The sequence below is a fragment of the Dyadobacter sp. CY261 genome (assembly GCF_021440085.1).
Classification (GTDB): Bacteria; Bacteroidota; Bacteroidia; order Cytophagales; family Spirosomataceae; genus Dyadobacter.
Genome location: NZ_JAKCPW010000001.1, coordinates 1,634,750 through 1,652,585 on the forward strand (window position 1 = coordinate 1,634,750; position 17,836 = coordinate 1,652,585).

The window sequence follows — 17,836 nt, forward strand, 5'->3', positions numbered from 1 at the left end:
ATGAACGATTTACAAACTTTTGCGAGAGACATCCACAAAGGACTATCCGCACCATTGAAACACATTTCCAGCAAGTATTTTTACGACGACATTGGTAGCGGAATTTTTCAGGACATTATGAAAATGCCCGAATATTACCCTACTCCGTGCGAATTCGAGATTTTATCGCTGCAAGGCGAGAACATCATCAACCAACTGCATTTCAGTGAGCCTTTCCAGATCGTTGAATTTGGGGCAGGAGATGGTATCAAGACCCGGCAGTTACTAAAAAAATTGGTGGAGCGGCGTGTGGATTTCACTTATGTGCCTATTGACATTTCGGCCAAAGCCATCGAAGAACTGGTAACGAATATGCTTACCCATTTACCTAGCCTGCAAATCAAACCAATGATCGGAAATTACTTTTCGATGATGGAAGAGCTCGCGGAAACCCGCATTCCCAGTTTGCTGCTTTTTCTCGGCGGTAATATCGGTAACTATGAGCCGTTGGAAGTGAATAGGTTACTTGCCGAGTTCCGCAAATGCATGAACCCTGGGGATTATCTGCTGACCGGCTTCGATCTGCAAAAGAACCCGGCTACAATCCGCTGCGCTTATGACGATCCGCGAGGCATTACCAAGGCGTTCAACATCAACTTATTGCACCGCATCAACCGCGAGCTTGGCGGGAGCTTTAAGACAAACCAGTTTGATTTTTATTCGCATTATAATCCCATTAATGGAGAAGTGCGGAGTTATCTCGTCAGTTTGGTGCCGCAGAAAGTGCATGTTCAATACACGCAGAATTGCTATTCATTCGACAGAAGCGAAGTGATATGGACCGAACTTTCTAAGAAATATACCGTGAGAGAAATCGAAGAGGTGGCAGCAGCAAATGGCTTTCGGGTTATGGAGCATTTTATGGACTGTAAAGCCTATTTTACGGATAGTCTGTGGGCATTATAAAAGCGGCCGGGCGAATTTTCATCATTCCCGGCCGCCTTCACTTTACTAGTGCTTCTTATTAGTTGCTCGAAACAAATTTGCTGAACCGGCTTTCTTTACCGTCGGCTGTTTTTTCCTGGTATAGAAATTCCAGTTTGCTTTCATCGAATTTCTGAAAAAACTCGTCCCAGCTGATTTCCTGCAACGAATCCTCACCACTGTACCCTGGAAAATCAATGCGCAGAATGCCACCGCCTTCTTTTTTCTTGGCGGTACCTTTCACTACCGACGGTACACCGCCTCGCTGCTCCACCCACGAACGGATGGTATCGTGGTCACGTGTGGAAGTATTCGAATTACTCGAAGATTTCTTTGCGTTGCCAGACTTTGCACTGCCGGATTTCGTTTCGCCGGATTTAGAAGTTGTTGACTTCGCCCCGCTTGATTTCGCAGCGGATGATTTTGTACCGGATGATTTTGTGCCGGATGACTTTGCAGCAGGTGCATCTGTCGCGGACGACTTCGTGGTTTCCGATGCTTTCTTGCCCGCAGCACGCGCAGCAGCGGTGGTATCGGCCTCGGTTTTACTTTTTGTTGATGTTTTCGAGGCCGTTGATTTCGTAGTGCTTTTGGTAGTAGCCTTCGTTGTGGCTTTGGCTGCTGTGGTCTTATCGTCAGTGTTTTTGCCAGCAGTCGCCAACTTCGTTTTAGAAGGGGTTTCCTTAGTAGTGCTTTTTGTAGTAGCCATGGTTTCAGTTGTTTGATTGACAAATCAATGACTTCAAAAAGCGTGCCGCACTTCCATTGCCGCAGTGGAAGTGCCTGCCTCCTTCATTCATTCAAAGGCCGTTATCGCCCCTTTCAACCTGAAACCACAAACCGTCAGACCGGCCTTTTCTAATGTAGCCTGAGATATCCGGTTTCCAATATTGCAGCGGGCTGCCGGAACCCGGCCCATTATATAGGCGGTGCGTTTAAGTTCCTGCACAATGTAAGTCGCATAACCCTTCTCCCGGTGCGGCTCTTTGGTCTGCATATAAATATCCGCATACGGAATGTTATAATTGAGCATTAACCCACCGCTTGCAACTATTTCGCCACCCACATCCAGCACATACTCGCTGTCATCCCCGTCCATGGGATCGTATTCGGAGCGTTTGCGGAAAATGGCCCCGGGAATTTCAAACGACGTCTGGAAATGGTCTTCAAAAAGAATGGCCTCTGCAAATGACGTTTTGCAGAACCGGTATAGCATAGTCGTCAATAGAACGTCGTTACTCTGGCTCTCGATCCAGATCGCCTTACATGCGCGCTGCATTTCCTCGAAAATGGTGCTGGCAAATTTTTGGTAGCCCGGCAGCAGATAAAACTCGAAGATCGTGTCGCGGTCCTGACGGCGATCTGTCCCCCACACGGAACCATAACCGACACGGACGTTGTCGATCCTGAACAGCCAGGTATCAGCCCAGCCATAGTCGTGGCACTTGTTGCAGACGAACTGGAAGTTATTCTCATGCAGGAACATCGTGCGCAAATCCCTGATCTCATCCAGCTCGGTTTTAATAATGTCGACTCGCATAGTTTGGAAGGGAATCCGATAATAAGGTAACATAATGGGTTGAAAAAAACTAGCTCCATTGCACGTAATACATCGCATTGGGCCGACTTTTTTGTACGGGCAAAGCTGGCAAAATCCCGTCAGCAAGGCAACAGCGATGCATTTCTGTTAAACTCGATTTTTATTAACCATATCCTAAACCGGCATGAGGCCTCTTATTCAGACCGTTAGCTTACTCATATTCATCATCCTTCAATGTCACGCCCAAAACGACATTCATTCAAAACTCTGGTATAAACAACCTGCAAAACAATGGGAAGAAGCGTTGCCAATCGGTAATGGCGCATTGGCAGCCATGATTTTCGGAGGCGTGGAAACCGAGCAGATCCAGTTTAACGAAGAGACCTTATGGACCGGCGAACCAAGAAGTTACGCGCATAAAGGTGCATCAGTGCATCTGGCCGAGATTCGAAGGTTATTGAATGAGGGCAAACAAAAAGAGGCCGAGGCAATGGCCAATGCGCAGTTCATGAGCCAGCCACTTCGGCAAATGGCCTACCAGGCTTTTGGTGATGTGTATATCGATTTTCCGGGCCACGCGCAACATACTGCATATCTACGTGAACTCGACCTCCACACGGCCACTGTAAAAAGCAGTTACCAAGTCGGTGCCGTCCGGTACACGCGTCAGGCTATTGCCAGTTATCCGGCTAAGGCCATTTATTATCACATGACTAGTTCAGAAAAGGGTAAGTTGGATTTCACCATAAGATTGGATGCCATCCATGCAAAGAAAGAGTTGAGTATCACCGAAAACCAAATGGAATTGGAGGTCTACGTCGATAAGGGCGCGCTCAAGGGCATTGCAAAATTGAAGATTCTTACCGACGGAGAAGTAAAACGAGCCGATGGGAAACTCATCGTTTCAAAAGCAACGAATGCAACCCTGGTGCTCGCAGCAGCTACCAACTACATCGATTATAAAAACATCGGTGGTGATCCCGCCGCAAAAACTGCTGAAATCCTTCGGGAGGCGCCGACGTTTGAAAAGGCCTACAGTTCGCATTTAACAGATTATCAGAAACTCTTCAACCGTTTCGCCATTGCATTAACGTCAAATGAAGCTTCCGCACTGCCAACCGACGAGCGGTTGAGCCATTTCAAAAAAGATCCCAATGATCCGGCTTTGCTTGCCCTATACGTACAGTTTGCCCGCTACCTGCTGATTGCCAGTAGCCGTCCGGGAAGTCATCCGGCCAACTTGCAGGGTAAATGGAACCACAAGCTAAATCCCTCCTGGGACAGCAAATACACCGTCAATATCAATACGGAAATGAATTACTGGCCGGCGGAGCTGACCAACCTCAGCGAATGCCACGAGCCGCTATATCAAATGGTAAAAGAAGTTTCCGAAACCGGTGCCGAAGTCGCCAAGGAGCATTATAACGCCAAGGGCTGGGTATTGCACCATAATACCGACGTTTGGCGCGGTGCGGCACCTATCAATGCTTCCAACCATGGCATCTGGGTCACTGGTGGCGCGTGGCTAACCCTGCACTTGTGGGAGCATTACCGCTTTACGCAGGACAAAGCCTTCTTGCAAAATACTGCCTATCCTTTAATGAAAGGAGCAGCGGAATTCTTTGTTGACTTTCTGGTCAAAGATCCGAAAACAGGTTATCTGATCAGCTCGCCTTCCAACTCTCCGGAAAATGGCGGTTTGGTAGCCGGCCCAACAATGGACCATCAGATCATTCGCGCATTGTTTAAAGCGTGCATTGAAACGGCAGGCATTCTTAAAACCGACGCCGCATTGGCAAAGAAACTTGCGGAGACCTCTAAGCAGATAGCCCCTAACCATATCGGCCAGTACGGACAATTGCAGGAATGGATGACCGATATCGACGACACCACGAGCCATCACCGGCATGTCTCGCATTTGTGGGGGGGATACCCGGGCGAAGAAATCAGCCCGGCCACACCCGATTTGCTCAAAGCAGCCATTAAATCGCTCAATTACCGCGGCGACGATGGAACGGGATGGAGCCTGGCCTGGAAAATCAACTACTGGGCGCGTTTCCTCGACGGCGAACATGCCTATACGATGATCCGCAAGTTGTTCAATCCGGTGTACGATGCCGGCCAGAAAATGAGCGGGGGCGGCTCCTATCCCAACCTTTTCGACGCTCACCCGCCTTTTCAGATCGACGGTAACTTCGGAGGAGCTTCCGGAATCCTCGAAACACTGGTACAAAGCCATTTGGGTGAAATCAATTTGCTTCCGGCATTACCGAAAGCCCTGCCCGACGGCAAGATCAGCGGCTTGTGCGCCCGAGGCGGTTTTGAAATGGATATGGAGTGGAAAGAAGGCAGGCTGACCGGACTGGCGATCCGTTCCCAGGCCGGAAATACCTGTAAAATCCGGTACGGCAGCAAAGTCGTGTCGATACCCACGGCGAAGGGCAAAACCTACCGTCTCGGCCCGGACCTGACGGTCTTGAAATAAATTCAAACTTTTTCGGAGGTGTCAAAATCCTGCTGACATACTGCTGTCACTGGCCGGTGTTTAGTTTGTAATGTAATCAAACAATAAACTTTAAAAACCTTTGACATGGAAACTAACAGCACCGAAAAAGAGATGGCAACCACCACGAACGTTATCACTGCCGAGGCACTACTGGAACATTGGCAAGGCCACCGCAGGCTCAGCCGCAAGGTTATTGAGGCATTTCCTGAGGATCAGTTTTATACTTTTTCGATCGGCGGCATGCGTACTTACGCCCAGCTCACCATGGAGATGATTGGCCTAGCCGCTCCCGGCATCCGTGGTATCGCATTTGGCGACTGGACATTCAGCGATCCGGCACTTGATTCCTCAACTCCTGCCCCGGCTACCAAAGCGGAAGTGCTTAATCTTTGGGATCTGGTAACAGAGTACATCAATACGCTGTGGCCGCAAATCCCGCCACAACGCTTCACCGAAGTAGAAGCTGCTTTCGGGATGTACGAAAACACGATTTACGGAACGATCCTTTATCTCATCGACAACGAGATTCACCACCGTGCACAAGGATTTGTATACCTCCGTGCCCTTGGCATTGAGCCACCATTCTTCTGGGACCGTTATTGACAATTAGCCACCCTTTGCCCCATTTCTAGTCCGCCGAATGCATTTACCGCCAGGAGAATATGCACCAGGAATAGAAATGGGGCTACGATTTTCATGGAATGGTTTTAGTATATAACTTAGTGCGATTGAAACAACTGAAAACGAGACGTATGCCGCACATGAAATCTAAGGGTTGGACGCTGATTGCAGCGGGCTTACTGCTGACATTGAACCACGTGAATGCACAAATAAGGCAACCATTGCCCACAGGACAAGTACCTAAGGCGTACACAGGTGTACAAGCGGGCGCTGCTCCTACATTCAAGCCAAAGCCGACCGGGCAGATTGCGCCGGAAGTACCCGGACAGCCGGTAGGGACGCTACCTCAGCCTGCTACCACCACGCAGAAAGTACCGGAGGTTCAGAACCTGGGTTTTGAAAGTTATACGGCACCGGCCACCCAGGCCGGGATGGTTCCCAAAGTAAATACTTCCCAGGACCCTAGGGTAATGCCTGAACGCTATCAGCCGGATGCAGGGCAGCCGCAGCCGGTGGTTACAACGGAGCAGTTCATCCAACAGGTGCAAACACAGCAACTGCCATCAACAGGGGCTTATGCCCCGGCCGACCAAACGGTGCCTGCTCAGACCAATGCGCAGTCGACTCCGGGCACGGTGGTTAATACAAGCCAGCCGACACAACCCGGGCAGGGTAACATGCCGGCCCCCACACCACAATTGCCTCAATCAAATACTCCCAAAGCTGCGCCCCAGCGCGTGGATCCTAATTAACTTACACCCCGGACCATTCCGGGGTTTTTCATTTCATCCGGTCCGGCAGATCTGCTTGGAATGGCAAAATACACCTGTAAATTGGGCGTAGCATAGCAGAAGGAAGTCGCGTTTAGCAATGACCCGATCGTGGCTATGCACTGGCCATTTGGAAGTTCTCATACTTCTGCGGCGGTATGAAAAATCTCAATGATTAAATAAAACGCCACAAATCCCTCTGAATGCACGGAAGCGGGAATAAATGAAGCAGAGCCGTTTTCTCCAACCGGATCCGATGCTTTGAGCACCCATAAAAACCCTCGACTCGCGAATCGCCTCCTTCAATTCTGATCGATTTCTATTCTTGTCGTTATCAACCATTGCATAGTTAACTCGCTAACCAAGGTATGTTCTTTAAGCGAGCAAAGATCGAAGCCATAAAAGAGTCTAGCAAAAAGAAATGATTGACATGCAATATCTAGGAATCCGAAGCGTACTGAGCAGCCCCATAGACGTGAGAGAGAGTATGCGATCGCTCACATTACCTATTGTTTAATCCCAACAAAATGAAAGCTCCGCCTGGATCGGTCGAGAAAGTGATAACTTCCTGTCATTTCGAGCGTATCTCCTCTTGATAGACCTGTTGCAGAAACCCGTAAATCACCACCATCGCGTATATCCGTAATGTTAAACGCATATGGATAATTTCTTTCGATGTCCATTTTTACGGCCACACTATCGAAACCAACCATGGTGCCGCCTGCTTCACCAACAGTGATCTCGAAGGTGGCTGGTTCAGTAAATGGGATTTGCCCGGAAGCTGGAAAGTTTGAAGGATAGAAGCTACCTTCAAGCGTGCCGTTATACCGACCAGAAATTTCTTCCATCTTCGGCACCGGAGAATCCTTTTTACAGGAAATCATTAATGTAAGAATCAGAATGGCAAGAACCTGTTTCATGGCTGTTTAATTTTTACGGAAATCTGACTAAGATTGAATTTAATAAGTAACCGGTTATTATCTATTACTTATCTATTCCACATTACGCCCCATTCGGATATTTTGTTGAGCAATTTTCGAATTAGGTAGATGAGACGTATAATCACATTTACATTAATCAAACCAACTTCACCTGCCGGGCTTTTTGTTGTAGACTTAATAACAGGAAAAGTTCATGTGAGCTTCCTCAACGTCCCCTCAAAACAGCCCTAGAATGCGATTGAGCCACATTTCTAATTTTTGGCTTATTTCACCCGTAAATTGTCCTATACCCCCACCGGTTGATGGACCGATTGGCTGTATTTTTGTATCAACACTTCAACAAGCCGGTGATTGTCCGGTCACTAATCCCCATCGTTATGAAAACCTTTTATGCGGTTCTCGCCAATTCGCTGGCAGCCGCGCTTACGAACACATTCGTCTGGTTTGCCATTACATTCTGGGTTTATCTCGAAACGAAGTCTGTATTGGCCACATCCGTAATGGCGGGCGTTTACCTGGCAACAGTGGCGGTTTCGGGTTTCTTTTTAGGATCAATTGTAGACAGGTACCGAAAAAAAACCTCCATGATGCTGTCGGCGGTAGTTACACTTGCCTTGTACATTCTCGCACTGATCATTTACCTCTCCACTCCCCCAGCCGTTTTCAAGGACGATTCGAGCATTAATCTCTGGCTTTTTATCGTACTATGTCTATTCGGCGCCATTACCGGTAATATCAGGACCATCGCGCTTTCGACGGTGGTAACCATCCTCATTGAGGAAGAAAACCGCGACAAAGCCAATGGAATGGTGGGTACAGCCAACGGCGTTTCATTTCTGGTCGCTTCCATTTTCAGTGGATTGGTGATTGGCTACCTGGGTGTTTTGTGGATGTTGATAGTGGCCATCGGGTTAAGCGTGCTGGTGATCCTGCATTTACTGACCGTATCCATCCCTGAGAAAGAAGTGGTCCATACCGAATCGGGTACGCAGCATGTCGATATACGTGGTACTATAACCGCCGTGGGCGCAGTTCCCGGACTTTTCGGACTGATTTTTTTCAACACTTTCAATAACTTCCTCGGCGGCGTATTTATGTCGCTGATGGACGCTTATGGGCTTTCAATGGTATCGGTGCAGGCCTGGGGCATACTTTGGGGCGTACTGAGCCTGGGATTTATCGTCGGGGGGCTAGTGGTTGCCAAGCGCGGTTTGGGCAAAATGCCTTTGAGAACGTTGTTCACGGCTAACATCGTGATGTGGGTGATCTGTATGATCTTTCCTATGCGCTCCTCCATCATACTGCTTGGCAGTGGTATGTTCGTTTATCTTTGCCTGATCCCTGTCGTCGAAGCGACGGAGCAAACCATTTTGCAAAAAGTAATCCCTCCCGAAAGGCAGGGACGTGTTTTCGGGTTCGCGCAAAGCATCGAACAAGCTGCTTCACCTATTACAGCATTTTTGATCGGACCCATTGCCAAGTTCATTTTCATTCCTTTTATGACTACCGGTGCGGGCGTAGGCTGGATCGGTTCCTGGTTTGGCACAGGTACGGCCCGCGGTCTTGCACTTCTATTCATTGTTACCGGTATAGTCGGCCTGATCGTCACACTCTTCGCTATGAGGTCGGCCGCATATCGGAAGCTTTCTCTTGTTTATAAAAAGCCGTCACCGGAATATGACACCGATGGTGTAGCGATCCGGGAGCAGGCGTAGATTTCTTCATTTTTAATCAACAACTAACCATTACGACTATGTTTGGACAAACTAAAGCATTCAGTGGGTACTCCGTCGATAATTTAAAAGAAGCGCAGAGATTTTACGGGGAAGTCCTTGGAATCGAAATTTCACAGCAGCAGGAAATGCCGGTCCTCCATTTGAAAATACATGGAGGACATGACGTGATCCTGTATGAAAAAACCAACCACCAACCGGCCACGTTTACCGTACTAAACTTCCCGGTTGCCAACATTGAAGAGATTGTGAAAGCGCTTAAATCAAAAGGCGTACCGTTTGAAAGCTACGACTTTCCCGATCTCAAAACGGACGATGACAATATTGTGCGCGGTAATGGCCCTACCATCGCCTGGTTTACCGATCCGGCCGGAAATATCCTGTCCGTCATCGAAACAGAACATTAATAATCCCTTAACCTTCAACCAACCTATGGAAAACGTAAAAAGCGCACGAATGTATGGCATTATCAGCCTGTACGACCTGCAAACTCCATTTTCGAGTTCGTCACCGAGAAATTCACTGACGAGGACATCCACAAACGGCTGGATACCAAAGCTAACCACGTCGGCTGGCTGGCCGGGGCATTGGTGGAGCAACGCTTCGACCTCGCCCGGCAGCTTGGACAAGATATTCACCAGCAGGCCCATGAACTGTTTAAAGACAACAAGGGCATCCAGGAAGGCGTCACATATCCTTCACTCAACTCATACCAGGAGGATTGGAACAAGATCACACCGATTCTCAAAGAAGCTTTGAACCAACTCAGTGACGAAGAGCTGGAAAAACGCATTGAAATGGGTCCCGACTTCTCGATGTCGCTGTACGAACTGATCACATTTGTGAGTTATCGCGAAGCCAATATTATCGGCCAGATTGCCCTCTGGAGAAGGCTACTGGGATATCCGGCTATGCGCTATATGTAAAAAGGTGGAATTGTGCTTTCTTGCGGGCCAAATATCGAGCAGGCAGTCTATGAAAATGTTCCAGCAAGGCATTCAGCTCAAAGCAAGGAGCCGCGGTTTCCACCTCATTACCGGAGATATCCTTCATGCATTACCATCGATCAGCGAAATAAAGGCCGGGATGTGCCAGGTATTTATCCAGCACACCTCGGCTTCGCTGACGATCAATGAAAACGCGGACCCGACGGTTCGCATAGATTTTGAGATGTATTTTAACAAGGTGGCCCCTGAAAATGATCCCGAGTACCAGCATGACTACGAAGGCTCGGACGATATGCCGGCACATCTGAAGGCGGCTCTGCTCGGGAGTTCGGTCATGATACCAATTCGCAACGGACGGCTGGCGCTGGGAACCTGGCAAGGTATTTACCTCTGCGAGCACCGCGATTACGGCGGGTCTAGAAGCCTCATTATTACTGCCTGGGGAATCTAAGCTCCTTCCGGCACAAGCCTGAACGCCATGCCGTTGCCTGCATCAGACTAAGTAGAAATCCAGCACGAAGTGGCCTTTGCTAGTGCACGGACCAGATGTTTCCCCAAGCCCGTTTAGATCCCGATCGCGGCATCATCGTTGTACAGCGCGATAGCGAATGGCCTCAGGCTAGTGGGAAGCCATATTTTTCCGAGCCATCTCAATATTATTAAAAGTAGTAAATGTATTATAAGTACCACCCATATTTTGGAACACTTCAATTGTCCGTAGGCAAGAATGATTTTCGCACGGTAGCCGCTTCTTGTAAACAGCTGACCCGCGTTATTCCAAAACCACCACCACCACATTGAACAGAACTCCCTGACATCCGCTCAGCGCCATTGTGTAATAGTTTCCGAACCCGGTCCTTGGTTTGTCCAAATAGCATCACAGCGTGCGATTTGCTTCAAAAATGAATCCCTGTCGGGTACTGTCACTAGATTTCCTGCCGTAAGATATTGAAATGTCGTTACCTGGTCCAAGCAGGATATTACCATATGTTTTTGGGCATTTTCTGCGAAATTTGCATCGCATTGAAGCGCGTACCTAAGCAAATCAGTATCCAGAACGCCCGTCCGGAACTCGCCCTGATGGCCGCCCGGTCCATTTGTTTCATTCGCATTATTGACGAGTGTCACCGGATATCCTTCCGACGACATCCACCCGTTGCCATGCCTAGACTGGTAAGCCCTTGTCAGGTAATAGACATCCGAATCGCGGCATATGTTATTGCGCCGCAGTATTTCGAATGCATTTTTGCTTGTCGTGTTGGATCGGGTAACGTTTGGGAAAACGCCAAAATCCATATCCAATAAGATTCCCTGACCACCTTCGAAAATGTGGTTTTCAAATCCCATTGAAAACAATTGCTGCTCCGTCAACAAGCTGATAATTTCGCGGGTAAGCTCTACTTCCCGGCGGAACTGGTCTATACGCATTATTTCCAGTTCCAGCGCTTCCAGGCAGCATTCTAGCCCACGTGCTTTGAGCCGGGCGCGGTAAGAGTCCCTTACCGCTTCCAGTTTTCGATGGAAAACAGTGGGGAACAATAGATCCTGCGCGTAGAGTTTATACGGCCCCTGATTTCTCTCAATGGTCGCGCCGAACCCCACCCCCACCGTTCCATGTGCAAGATTCGCACGGTCATTTACATTATAAAATTTGTCGAAAGGCGTGGTTACCATTGCCAGGGGATCCACAAACAGCACCGGAGTTACTCCCAAACGTTGGAGGGCATTAAATTCACGGACAATCCCCATTGGGTCGATCGTACAAAATCGAGAGAAAAAGACCGGAACCTGGCGGAAGGAGCCGGCTCCGAAATTGGAAAAAACATGAAAATGGCCATCGGCGTGTCTGACAGTATGCCCGCATTGGTGACCGCCGTTAAAGCGGATCACCACCGGCCTGTCGAGTCTTGATGAAAGGTAATCCGTGAAAACGCCCTTCCCTTCATCACCATAACCCATCCCCAAAATAATATGGTTTCCGGCCATTATAATGCGATAATGCCTGATGTGCCATGATCGCGACGAACCAGCGAATCCTTTACTGAAACCAACGCATTCGAAACCGAGAGGCGCGTTTGGGCGTCGAAACCGCTCATAGCAACATCTGCATGGACGCCTTTCACGAGCGCAACAGTCGTAGCAATCAATTCTGCAATATTGTTTTGATCTTCTAAAACCAGGAAACGCTCGCCTAAAAGCGATTTCCATTGTGAGAAAACGAAATGGTCGTTATGATAACTCGCTTCGTTGGCGTGGATGTGAAAAATAAAATAGGATCGGCTGGCTTCGTTCAGCAGCGACGACGCGGTGAGATTTTCCCTGCCTTTGTATCCGCATTTGGCCTGTAACAAATCGGCAGCCATCTGATCATGAAAACCTTCATCCCCAATCGTGAAAAGAAAGCCTTTTTCCTGTCTCTTCTCGAATGAGTCGATCGACGTATGGCGGGCTGCGAAATACCAGGCCAGCGGATAGCTTTCGCGGTTCTGTCCGCCGCCGCCACGTTCAATAAAAATCTTCGAAAGGCATTCATCAAGTTCTATAGTCCCCGACTCAAACTGTCCGACCTGCAACGGATAGTCGTCGGAAATGTGGTCGCCCACGGCCATAAACATGATTTGTGGATCCAGAATGCCATTATTGATCAGTGTATTCATCAAGGCACCGAGTTTATTTTTAATCAGGTTTTCAGGGATCGACCCCATTGACCCTGTTACATCCAATGCCACAATGATCGGCACAGAATTGGGATGCAAGTGAGAGTCCCTCGATTCCCTGACATCCACATTACTGGGTGAAAGGTCGGGATGGATTACGCCTAGCTTGTTCTGAGTAAAGTTGTCGTCAATCGACCGAGTTTTGCGCACCCGGCTCACGCTGTCATAAGCATCGCTGCTCCATGATGAATAGCCCATTGTATCAGATATTTAAATGTATGAATTGGGATGGAAAGTTTTTGTCGAGCATTCCTCGGTATTTTTCGTAGCATTCCAGCGAATCGTCGTCGGAACTCAGCAAAAAGTCTATGAAATCGCGATTATGCGTCCTTATCAGGGAAGTCCCCAGTCCGGAACAATCGCCCAGCAGGTAGGCCCCGATCCGTTTTACCATTTCGAGGTCCGCATTTTCGCTGGCTTTTTTTTTCCTTAATAACTCCCCGGGATACCAATGCCGGAAAGCGGCAGATATGGTAGACACGCGCTTATCCAGCGGGGTAGTATGGTAGAAACCTGCCACGGCGATCCCGTGCGTTTCGGGTATGAGCATTACATGTGCGGGTGTAATGCCCAGATGTGCATGGCCCGTCTGCCTGTGCAAGAGCATACAAAATTCAAGCAATCGCGACGTTACCCAGTTGACGTGGTCCTGGGACAGTGTAAGATTCAACAATGGAATTGCTCTCCGACTTAGCACAAATCTGTCTCCGGAATCCCAGGTGTATGGCATGTATCGTTTAAGATGTTCGTTTGCCAGTGCAGCTATTGCCTGTTGCTTCTGCCTGCCGTGCTCGACGACGGTGCCTTCACCTTGATAAAGCACCCAATAGTCGTTGGTTAGGAAATTACCGGAATCATCGGTAAAGGCGGTGCCGCTGATAAAATGGCGGTGTATTGCCAGTAAACGATTGGTTGCCTCCTGCGCTTGGGGATGCTTGCATTTATCCGGATGGATTATTTTCAACAAGTCCCGGAAATTGAGATCTGTACCATCCGCCGGTTTCAAGGCATTAAAATGCGTGGCTCGCATTACCCGGTCAATTATTTCGCTTTCGCTCGTTATCACTGTCAAATCTGATTGCAGGTCGACCAGGTAATGGCCGACGAACAGGCAATCTATCAGATATGGCGGCTTTCAGAACGTTTAAATGATCTTCCGGCATTCCCGGATTACTATCCGGCATTAAAGGCCGATCGAAAAGCAACGTCGGAAAACGCGGTACGTCATGGGGAGCTCAGCGCAAAGTTCAACAAAATAAACACTTAGCATAGTAAGGCAGGCACGCAGGACGTTGAACGCAAAGAAATGTTGGGCATAGTCTCGGTTCGGCCGCGTTAGTGTACGGTGCAAAAGTCGGACGTTCAAACAAGCTGAATGTACAAACAAGATAAGCGTGCAGACAATTTGGGCGTGCAGACAGGTTGAGTGTACAGACAAGTTGGGCGTAGTCTTCAGACTTCGTCCGAGCGTCAAGCGGTCTCCGATCGCAACCAATCATTAAACATAAACTATCTGAATAAACGCCACCTCAATTAATCCCTTCCACCCCGCATAACAACCCGCACTGGAATACAAATACTCCTCCGGCCGCTCTACCCAACCCGCGCGGACAGGGTTCATATGAATGTAATTCAGCTTCTGCTCAGCGAATTTGACAGAAAACAATTCAACCGGATGGTTCTCATGCGTCCAAAACTGATGAAAGCTGTTCCGCATATTTCGCCTCGCCGCGAATTCAAAACGCTTCAACATCCAGTCCTTTCGACTCTCGGTCTCGCTTTGAATCGTTTCGATGATTGTCCTGCCGGTGAATTTTTTAAACTCCCTTACTACCTCCGACAGGTTACCTTTACTGGCCCGCCATATTACGTGTACATGATTGGTCATAATGACGTATGCGTAGATTTCCAGGCCCATTTTAGATTGGCAATATTTCATGCTGTCAATCAGAATATCCCGATAGATTTTTCTTGAAAAAGTGTCGACCCAGTCGATGACCTGGAAAGTCATGTAGTGTGCTGCGTCCTGGTCTGCGATTTTGTAGGTTTGGCTCATAACATCGGCGTTTTTACTGTTGATACGCTCGATTGTTGGATTGGTCACAATTGGGGTTTGTTGTTGTTTGGTTGTATTACTTTTTAGTTACGGTTTTCGTTTTTTGGTTATCGATTTTTAGGTTGGTTGGGTTACTTTCCGGTCAGAGACCGGGTGACGCTCGGACGTAGTCGGAGACTACGCCCAACATCTTCGCTGTATTCTCTACGAGATTTTGTAAGTCAAAATTTCGCCACATTGACTCACGCAATTCCTGAGTAAACTGCGCAACGTGCAGAAAACATCAAAAACAGATCACGCATAAAAAATTGAACGCCAAAAGTTGGGCGTAGTCTCAGACTACCTCCGAGCGCCAGGCAGTCTCCGGCCCCAACAAAAATTTGACCACACCAACAATCAATAAAGCAATCAAAACAAAGTCCCACACAGGATCCATTTGTCACAATCCCCCCCTGACAATGTCGCAAATCACATCTCTTTTTGTAAACAGAACCCGCTTAGTTTGTAACATCGGATTCATGTCGGGCGCAGCACTTAAAATGCTGTCAAAAAGATCGGAAGCACATGGTAGAAGTATTCAAAACAGACGTAGAGAAACAAAGCCAGGCAAATCTTTTGATCAACCTGATCTGCATCGCATTCAACGGCTATCAGGCCAGTTTTGATCTCGAAGATTGCGACAGGATTTTGCGGATCACATCCTCAGGCGACCCGGTATGCGATATCAGCATAATAGGGTTACTGGAAAGCTTTGGATACCAAGCCGCTGTCCTGGAAGAATCATTTTCCGGGCCTGCATTCCGAAACAACGCAGAAGCGAAGATTAACAACTAAACTACATCAACAATGAAAAAGACAAAGATTATTTTCTGGGTCGTTACAGGATTACTGGCGGTCATGCTCGGCATCGGTTCCGTTTTTGATGCCATTTCGGCCCCCGAAGCTGTGGCACATGTAACGCGGATCGGCTATCCGGTATACATTGTCCCGTTTCTGGGCGTGGCCAAAATTTTGGGCATTATTGCTATCGTCGTTCCCGGTTATCCGAGGATCAAGGAATGGGCATATGCCGGAATTTTCTACGATCTGCTGGGCGCATTTTATTCGCACATCGCATTCGGCGACGGGCCGGACATGTGGGCCGGATTCATTGTAGGTTTTGCACTGATCGCCACATCTTACATTTATTATCACAGAATACAGCAACAAACCTACACTGCCGTTTAGCCACCAACGTAACCGGGCACCAACATCCTTTTGGCACGTTCACTGCCTCTTTCCCCGTTCCCGATTAGCTTTTAACGTTCTTATTACGCTTTTTTTCCAAAACCTAAAAAATCTATAAAATGAAGATTGTCAAGAAAATACTGTTTGTCATTGCAGGTATCATTGTTCTCGCACTCATCGTTGCGCTTTTTGTGAGCAAAGAATACACCGTCAAACGAGAGATCACCATCAATAAGCCCAGCCAGCAAGTTTTTGAATACGTCAGACTCATCAAAAACCAGGCGCATTATAACAAATGGGTAATGATGGATCCGAATATGAAAAAGGATTACAAAGGCACCGACGGAACGATCGGCTTTGTTTACGCCTGGGACAGCAAGGACGATGGCGTTGGAAAGGGCGAAGAAGAGATAAAGCAGATCGAGGACGGTAAGAAGGTCGACCTGGAAATCCGGTTCATTAAACCTTTCGAAGGATTGGCACACACCGAAATGACAACCGAAGCTGTCTCGCCCACCCAAACCAAAGTAGCCTGGGGAATGACCGGCGAAAGCAAGTACCCCATGAATTTCATGAATATTTTCATAGACGGTATTTTGGGCAAGGACCTGGACGAAAGCCTGAACAACCTGAAAGGCGTCCTGGAAAAGTAAGCACTCATCTATTTCCAACTCATCAGCAACTAAAAACAATTAAAGCTATGTCAACAAACAACCTGGGACCATCCCCCGTGCCGCAATCGAGAGAGACTATGGACAGACGACGGCTACTGCTTGAACTCGATCAAACCGAGCAAGACTTTTACTCCACCCTAGCTTCATTTCAAGCAAATGAGGTAAACGTAGTCCCGTTTGAGGGCAGTTGGACGGCCGGGCAAGTCGCCGAGCATATCCTGCTGTCGGAATCCGGTATCCCGGAAACCGTGCTGGGATCCACGGATGAAACCGATCGCCCGGTAGCGCAATATGTACCCGTCATCGAATCGATCTTTTTGGATTTCTCGGCCAAGTACAAGTCTCCGGATTTCATCTTGCCCTCATCAGGCCCTCATAATCAGCAGGAACTGTTGGAAGCATTCAAAGGGGAACGCGCTGAAATTCGTAAAATTGCGGCTAGCGAAGACCTAACGCTAACATGTACAGACTTTGAATTTCCCCAGATCGCCAAATTGACGCGCTGGGAATGGTTGCAATTTGTGCTGTGCCACTCGAAAAGACATGCGCGACAGTTACGCAACATTTATGAGAAAGTTACCCGGTAGGTCTCGGCATAGTGGATCAAAGATTTGATAACTTGCGGTTCCATTTTATGACACAAGTTTTATGTTCCAAAAGTTATTGTTTTTGTTTCTTTTACTGGTGGGATCGAACGGCTTCGCCCAATCGACTGCCAGCCCCCAAAAAATAGCCCCGTTTCAGATCAGACTGGTTAGCGGCCAACAATACACATCAGCACAACTGGCCGCCGGGCCCGTTGTGCTGATCTATTTTTCACCCGATTGTGAGCATTGTCAGAAATTCACGAAAGACCTTTTAAAGAATTACAGTGTGGTTGCGAACAAACAGGTGGTGATGGTTACTTTCCAATCCATGGAAATGCTGAAACCATTTGTGACGCAATACAGCCTTGGCACTTATCCTAATTTTAAAGTCGGTACCGAAGGGACTTCTTACCTCGTGCAGCGCTACTACCAGATTCGTTCATTTCCCTACATTGCCATCTACGACAAAAAAGGCAACCTCGTCAGGACATTTGAAGGAGAGCAGCCGCATGCTGAAATTTTTAAAGCGTTGAAGCAAATCTAAAAACAGCTTA

21 protein-coding genes are annotated in these 17,836 nt (G+C 48.1%); 14 read left to right on the forward strand and 7 right to left on the reverse strand.

The window, feature by feature from the left end:
- Window positions 1-945 carry an L-histidine N(alpha)-methyltransferase gene (locus tag LZD49_RS06555; RefSeq protein ID WP_234666514.1) on the forward strand — a complete coding sequence of 315 codons (945 nt, stop codon included), beginning with the start codon at window positions 1-3 and terminating at the stop codon, window positions 943-945.
- 58 nt (window positions 946-1,003) lie between these two features.
- Here LZD49_RS06555 and LZD49_RS06560 read toward each other — a convergent pair whose 3' ends face one another.
- Complete coding sequence (locus tag LZD49_RS06560; protein ID WP_234666515.1) at window positions 1,004-1,672, reverse strand: hypothetical protein; 669 nt, start codon at window positions 1,670-1,672, stop codon at window positions 1,004-1,006.
- 87 nt (window positions 1,673-1,759) lie between these two features.
- Window positions 1,760-2,503, reverse strand: coding sequence for an N-acetyltransferase (locus tag LZD49_RS06565; protein WP_234666516.1), 744 nt, complete (start codon window positions 2,501-2,503; stop codon window positions 1,760-1,762).
- A 184-nt stretch (window positions 2,504-2,687) separates the two neighbouring features.
- Here LZD49_RS06565 and LZD49_RS06570 point away from each other — a divergent pair, with 184 nt between their 5' ends.
- From LZD49_RS06570 to LZD49_RS06580, 3 genes are all read left to right on the forward strand, one after another.
- Entirely contained in the window at window positions 2,688-4,988 is a 2,301-nt protein-coding gene (locus LZD49_RS06570) for a glycosyl hydrolase family 95 catalytic domain-containing protein (protein WP_234666517.1), read from the forward strand.
- A 105-nt stretch (window positions 4,989-5,093) separates the two neighbouring features.
- A complete protein-coding gene (locus LZD49_RS06575) occupies window positions 5,094-5,612 on the forward strand; it encodes a DinB family protein (RefSeq protein ID WP_234666518.1) in 519 nt (172 codons plus the stop codon).
- A 125-nt stretch (window positions 5,613-5,737) separates the two neighbouring features.
- Window positions 5,738-6,382: a hypothetical protein gene (locus LZD49_RS06580; RefSeq protein WP_234666519.1), complete on the forward strand. Its 645-nt coding sequence runs from the start codon at window positions 5,738-5,740 to the stop codon at window positions 6,380-6,382.
- A 524-nt stretch (window positions 6,383-6,906) separates the two neighbouring features.
- Here LZD49_RS06580 and LZD49_RS06585 read toward each other — a convergent pair.
- On the reverse strand, window positions 6,907-7,320 hold the full coding sequence (locus LZD49_RS06585) for a hypothetical protein (RefSeq protein ID WP_234666520.1): 414 nt from the start codon (window positions 7,318-7,320) through the stop codon (window positions 6,907-6,909).
- A gap of 398 nt (window positions 7,321-7,718) precedes the next feature.
- On the opposite strand from LZD49_RS06585, the gene LZD49_RS06590 reads away from it, so the two are divergent.
- The 4 genes from LZD49_RS06590 to LZD49_RS06605 all read left to right on the forward strand — a co-directional run bounded on the left by LZD49_RS06590 (window position 7,719) and on the right by LZD49_RS06605 (window position 10,472).
- Window positions 7,719-9,056 (forward strand): MFS transporter, encoded by a 1,338-nt coding sequence (locus LZD49_RS06590; protein WP_234666521.1) that lies wholly within the window; start codon window positions 7,719-7,721, stop codon window positions 9,054-9,056.
- A 38-nt stretch (window positions 9,057-9,094) separates the two neighbouring features.
- Window positions 9,095-9,481, forward strand: a complete 387-nt coding sequence (locus tag LZD49_RS06595) for a VOC family protein (RefSeq protein WP_234666522.1) — start codon at window positions 9,095-9,097, stop codon at window positions 9,479-9,481.
- A 183-nt stretch (window positions 9,482-9,664) separates the two neighbouring features.
- Window positions 9,665-10,000 (forward strand): hypothetical protein, encoded by a 336-nt coding sequence (locus LZD49_RS06600; protein ID WP_234666523.1) that lies wholly within the window; start codon window positions 9,665-9,667, stop codon window positions 9,998-10,000.
- A gap of 49 nt (window positions 10,001-10,049) precedes the next feature.
- Window positions 10,050-10,472 carry a secondary thiamine-phosphate synthase enzyme YjbQ gene (locus LZD49_RS06605; protein WP_234666524.1) on the forward strand — a complete coding sequence of 141 codons (423 nt, stop codon included), beginning with the start codon at window positions 10,050-10,052 and terminating at the stop codon, window positions 10,470-10,472.
- A gap of 371 nt (window positions 10,473-10,843) precedes the next feature.
- On the opposite strand, the gene LZD49_RS06610 is transcribed toward LZD49_RS06605, so the two are convergent.
- Genes LZD49_RS06610 through LZD49_RS06620 form a run of 3 tightly spaced genes read right to left on the reverse strand, consistent with a single transcriptional unit; the run spans window position 10,844 to window position 13,768 of the window.
- Window positions 10,844-12,007: an adenylosuccinate synthetase gene (locus tag LZD49_RS06610; protein ID WP_234666525.1), complete on the reverse strand. Its 1,164-nt coding sequence runs from the start codon at window positions 12,005-12,007 to the stop codon at window positions 10,844-10,846.
- Window positions 12,007-12,936, reverse strand: a complete 930-nt coding sequence (locus LZD49_RS06615) for a hypothetical protein (protein ID WP_234666526.1) — start codon at window positions 12,934-12,936, stop codon at window positions 12,007-12,009. Before LZD49_RS06615 ends, LZD49_RS06610 begins: the two co-directional genes overlap by 1 nt.
- A 4-nt stretch (window positions 12,937-12,940) precedes the next feature.
- Window positions 12,941-13,768, reverse strand: coding sequence for a hypothetical protein (locus LZD49_RS06620; RefSeq protein ID WP_234666527.1), 828 nt, complete (start codon window positions 13,766-13,768; stop codon window positions 12,941-12,943).
- A gap of 48 nt (window positions 13,769-13,816) precedes the next feature.
- Between LZD49_RS06620 and LZD49_RS06625 the strand changes: the two genes are divergently transcribed.
- Entirely contained in the window at window positions 13,817-14,005 is a 189-nt protein-coding gene (locus LZD49_RS06625) for a hypothetical protein (RefSeq protein ID WP_234666528.1), read from the forward strand.
- Between the two features lie 231 nt (window positions 14,006-14,236).
- Here LZD49_RS06625 and LZD49_RS06630 read toward each other — a convergent pair whose 3' ends face one another.
- On the reverse strand, window positions 14,237-14,794 hold the full coding sequence (locus tag LZD49_RS06630) for an REP-associated tyrosine transposase (protein ID WP_234666529.1): 558 nt from the start codon (window positions 14,792-14,794) through the stop codon (window positions 14,237-14,239).
- Between the two features lie 564 nt (window positions 14,795-15,358).
- Between LZD49_RS06630 and LZD49_RS06635 the strand changes: the two genes are divergently transcribed.
- The 5 genes from LZD49_RS06635 to LZD49_RS06655 all read left to right on the forward strand — a co-directional run bounded on the left by LZD49_RS06635 (window position 15,359) and on the right by LZD49_RS06655 (window position 17,826).
- Window positions 15,359-15,628, forward strand: coding sequence for a hypothetical protein (locus LZD49_RS06635; protein WP_234666530.1), 270 nt, complete (start codon window positions 15,359-15,361; stop codon window positions 15,626-15,628).
- Window positions 15,629-15,640: 12 nt separating this feature from the next.
- Window positions 15,641-16,021 carry a DoxX family protein gene (locus LZD49_RS06640; protein WP_234666531.1) on the forward strand — a complete coding sequence of 127 codons (381 nt, stop codon included), beginning with the start codon at window positions 15,641-15,643 and terminating at the stop codon, window positions 16,019-16,021.
- A 119-nt stretch (window positions 16,022-16,140) separates the two neighbouring features.
- On the forward strand, window positions 16,141-16,674 hold the full coding sequence (locus tag LZD49_RS06645; protein WP_234666532.1) for an SRPBCC family protein: 534 nt from the start codon (window positions 16,141-16,143) through the stop codon (window positions 16,672-16,674).
- Window positions 16,675-16,772: 98 nt separating this feature from the next.
- Window positions 16,773-17,282 (forward strand): DinB family protein, encoded by a 510-nt coding sequence (locus LZD49_RS06650; RefSeq protein ID WP_234666533.1) that lies wholly within the window; start codon window positions 16,773-16,775, stop codon window positions 17,280-17,282.
- 82 nt (window positions 17,283-17,364) lie between these two features.
- Entirely contained in the window at window positions 17,365-17,826 is a 462-nt protein-coding gene (locus LZD49_RS06655; RefSeq protein WP_234666534.1) for a thioredoxin fold domain-containing protein, read from the forward strand.
- The last annotated feature ends 10 nt before the right edge of the window (window positions 17,827-17,836 follow it).

Bases quoted from the DNA above. Each gene is read 5' to 3' on its own strand.
- LZD49_RS06555 (WP_234666514.1), top strand. From the start codon at position 1: ATGAACGATTTACAAACTTTTGCGAGAGACATCCACAAAGGACTATCC.
- LZD49_RS06560 (WP_234666515.1), bottom strand. From the start codon at position 1,672: ATGGCTACTACAAAAAGCACTACTAAGGAAACCCCTTCTAAAACGAAG.
- LZD49_RS06565 (WP_234666516.1), bottom strand. From the start codon at position 2,503: ATGCGAGTCGACATTATTAAAACCGAGCTGGATGAGATCAGGGATTTG.
- LZD49_RS06570 (WP_234666517.1), top strand. From the start codon at position 2,688: ATGAGGCCTCTTATTCAGACCGTTAGCTTACTCATATTCATCATCCTT.
- LZD49_RS06575 (WP_234666518.1), top strand. From the start codon at position 5,094: ATGGAAACTAACAGCACCGAAAAAGAGATGGCAACCACCACGAACGTT.
- LZD49_RS06585 (WP_234666520.1), bottom strand. From the start codon at position 7,320: ATGAAACAGGTTCTTGCCATTCTGATTCTTACATTAATGATTTCCTGT.
- LZD49_RS06590 (WP_234666521.1), top strand. From the start codon at position 7,719: ATGAAAACCTTTTATGCGGTTCTCGCCAATTCGCTGGCAGCCGCGCTT.
- LZD49_RS06595 (WP_234666522.1), top strand. From the start codon at position 9,095: ATGTTTGGACAAACTAAAGCATTCAGTGGGTACTCCGTCGATAATTTA.
- LZD49_RS06605 (WP_234666524.1), top strand. From the start codon at position 10,050: ATGAAAATGTTCCAGCAAGGCATTCAGCTCAAAGCAAGGAGCCGCGGT.
- LZD49_RS06610 (WP_234666525.1), bottom strand. From the start codon at position 12,007: ATGGCCGGAAACCATATTATTTTGGGGATGGGTTATGGTGATGAAGGG.
- LZD49_RS06615 (WP_234666526.1), bottom strand. From the start codon at position 12,936: ATGGGCTATTCATCATGGAGCAGCGATGCTTATGACAGCGTGAGCCGG.
- LZD49_RS06620 (WP_234666527.1), bottom strand. From the start codon at position 13,768: ATGCGAGCCACGCATTTTAATGCCTTGAAACCGGCGGATGGTACAGAT.
- LZD49_RS06630 (WP_234666529.1), bottom strand. From the start codon at position 14,794: ATGAGCCAAACCTACAAAATCGCAGACCAGGACGCAGCACACTACATG.
- LZD49_RS06635 (WP_234666530.1), top strand. From the start codon at position 15,359: ATGGTAGAAGTATTCAAAACAGACGTAGAGAAACAAAGCCAGGCAAAT.
- LZD49_RS06640 (WP_234666531.1), top strand. From the start codon at position 15,641: ATGAAAAAGACAAAGATTATTTTCTGGGTCGTTACAGGATTACTGGCG.
- LZD49_RS06645 (WP_234666532.1), top strand. From the start codon at position 16,141: ATGAAGATTGTCAAGAAAATACTGTTTGTCATTGCAGGTATCATTGTT.
- LZD49_RS06650 (WP_234666533.1), top strand. From the start codon at position 16,773: ATGGACAGACGACGGCTACTGCTTGAACTCGATCAAACCGAGCAAGAC.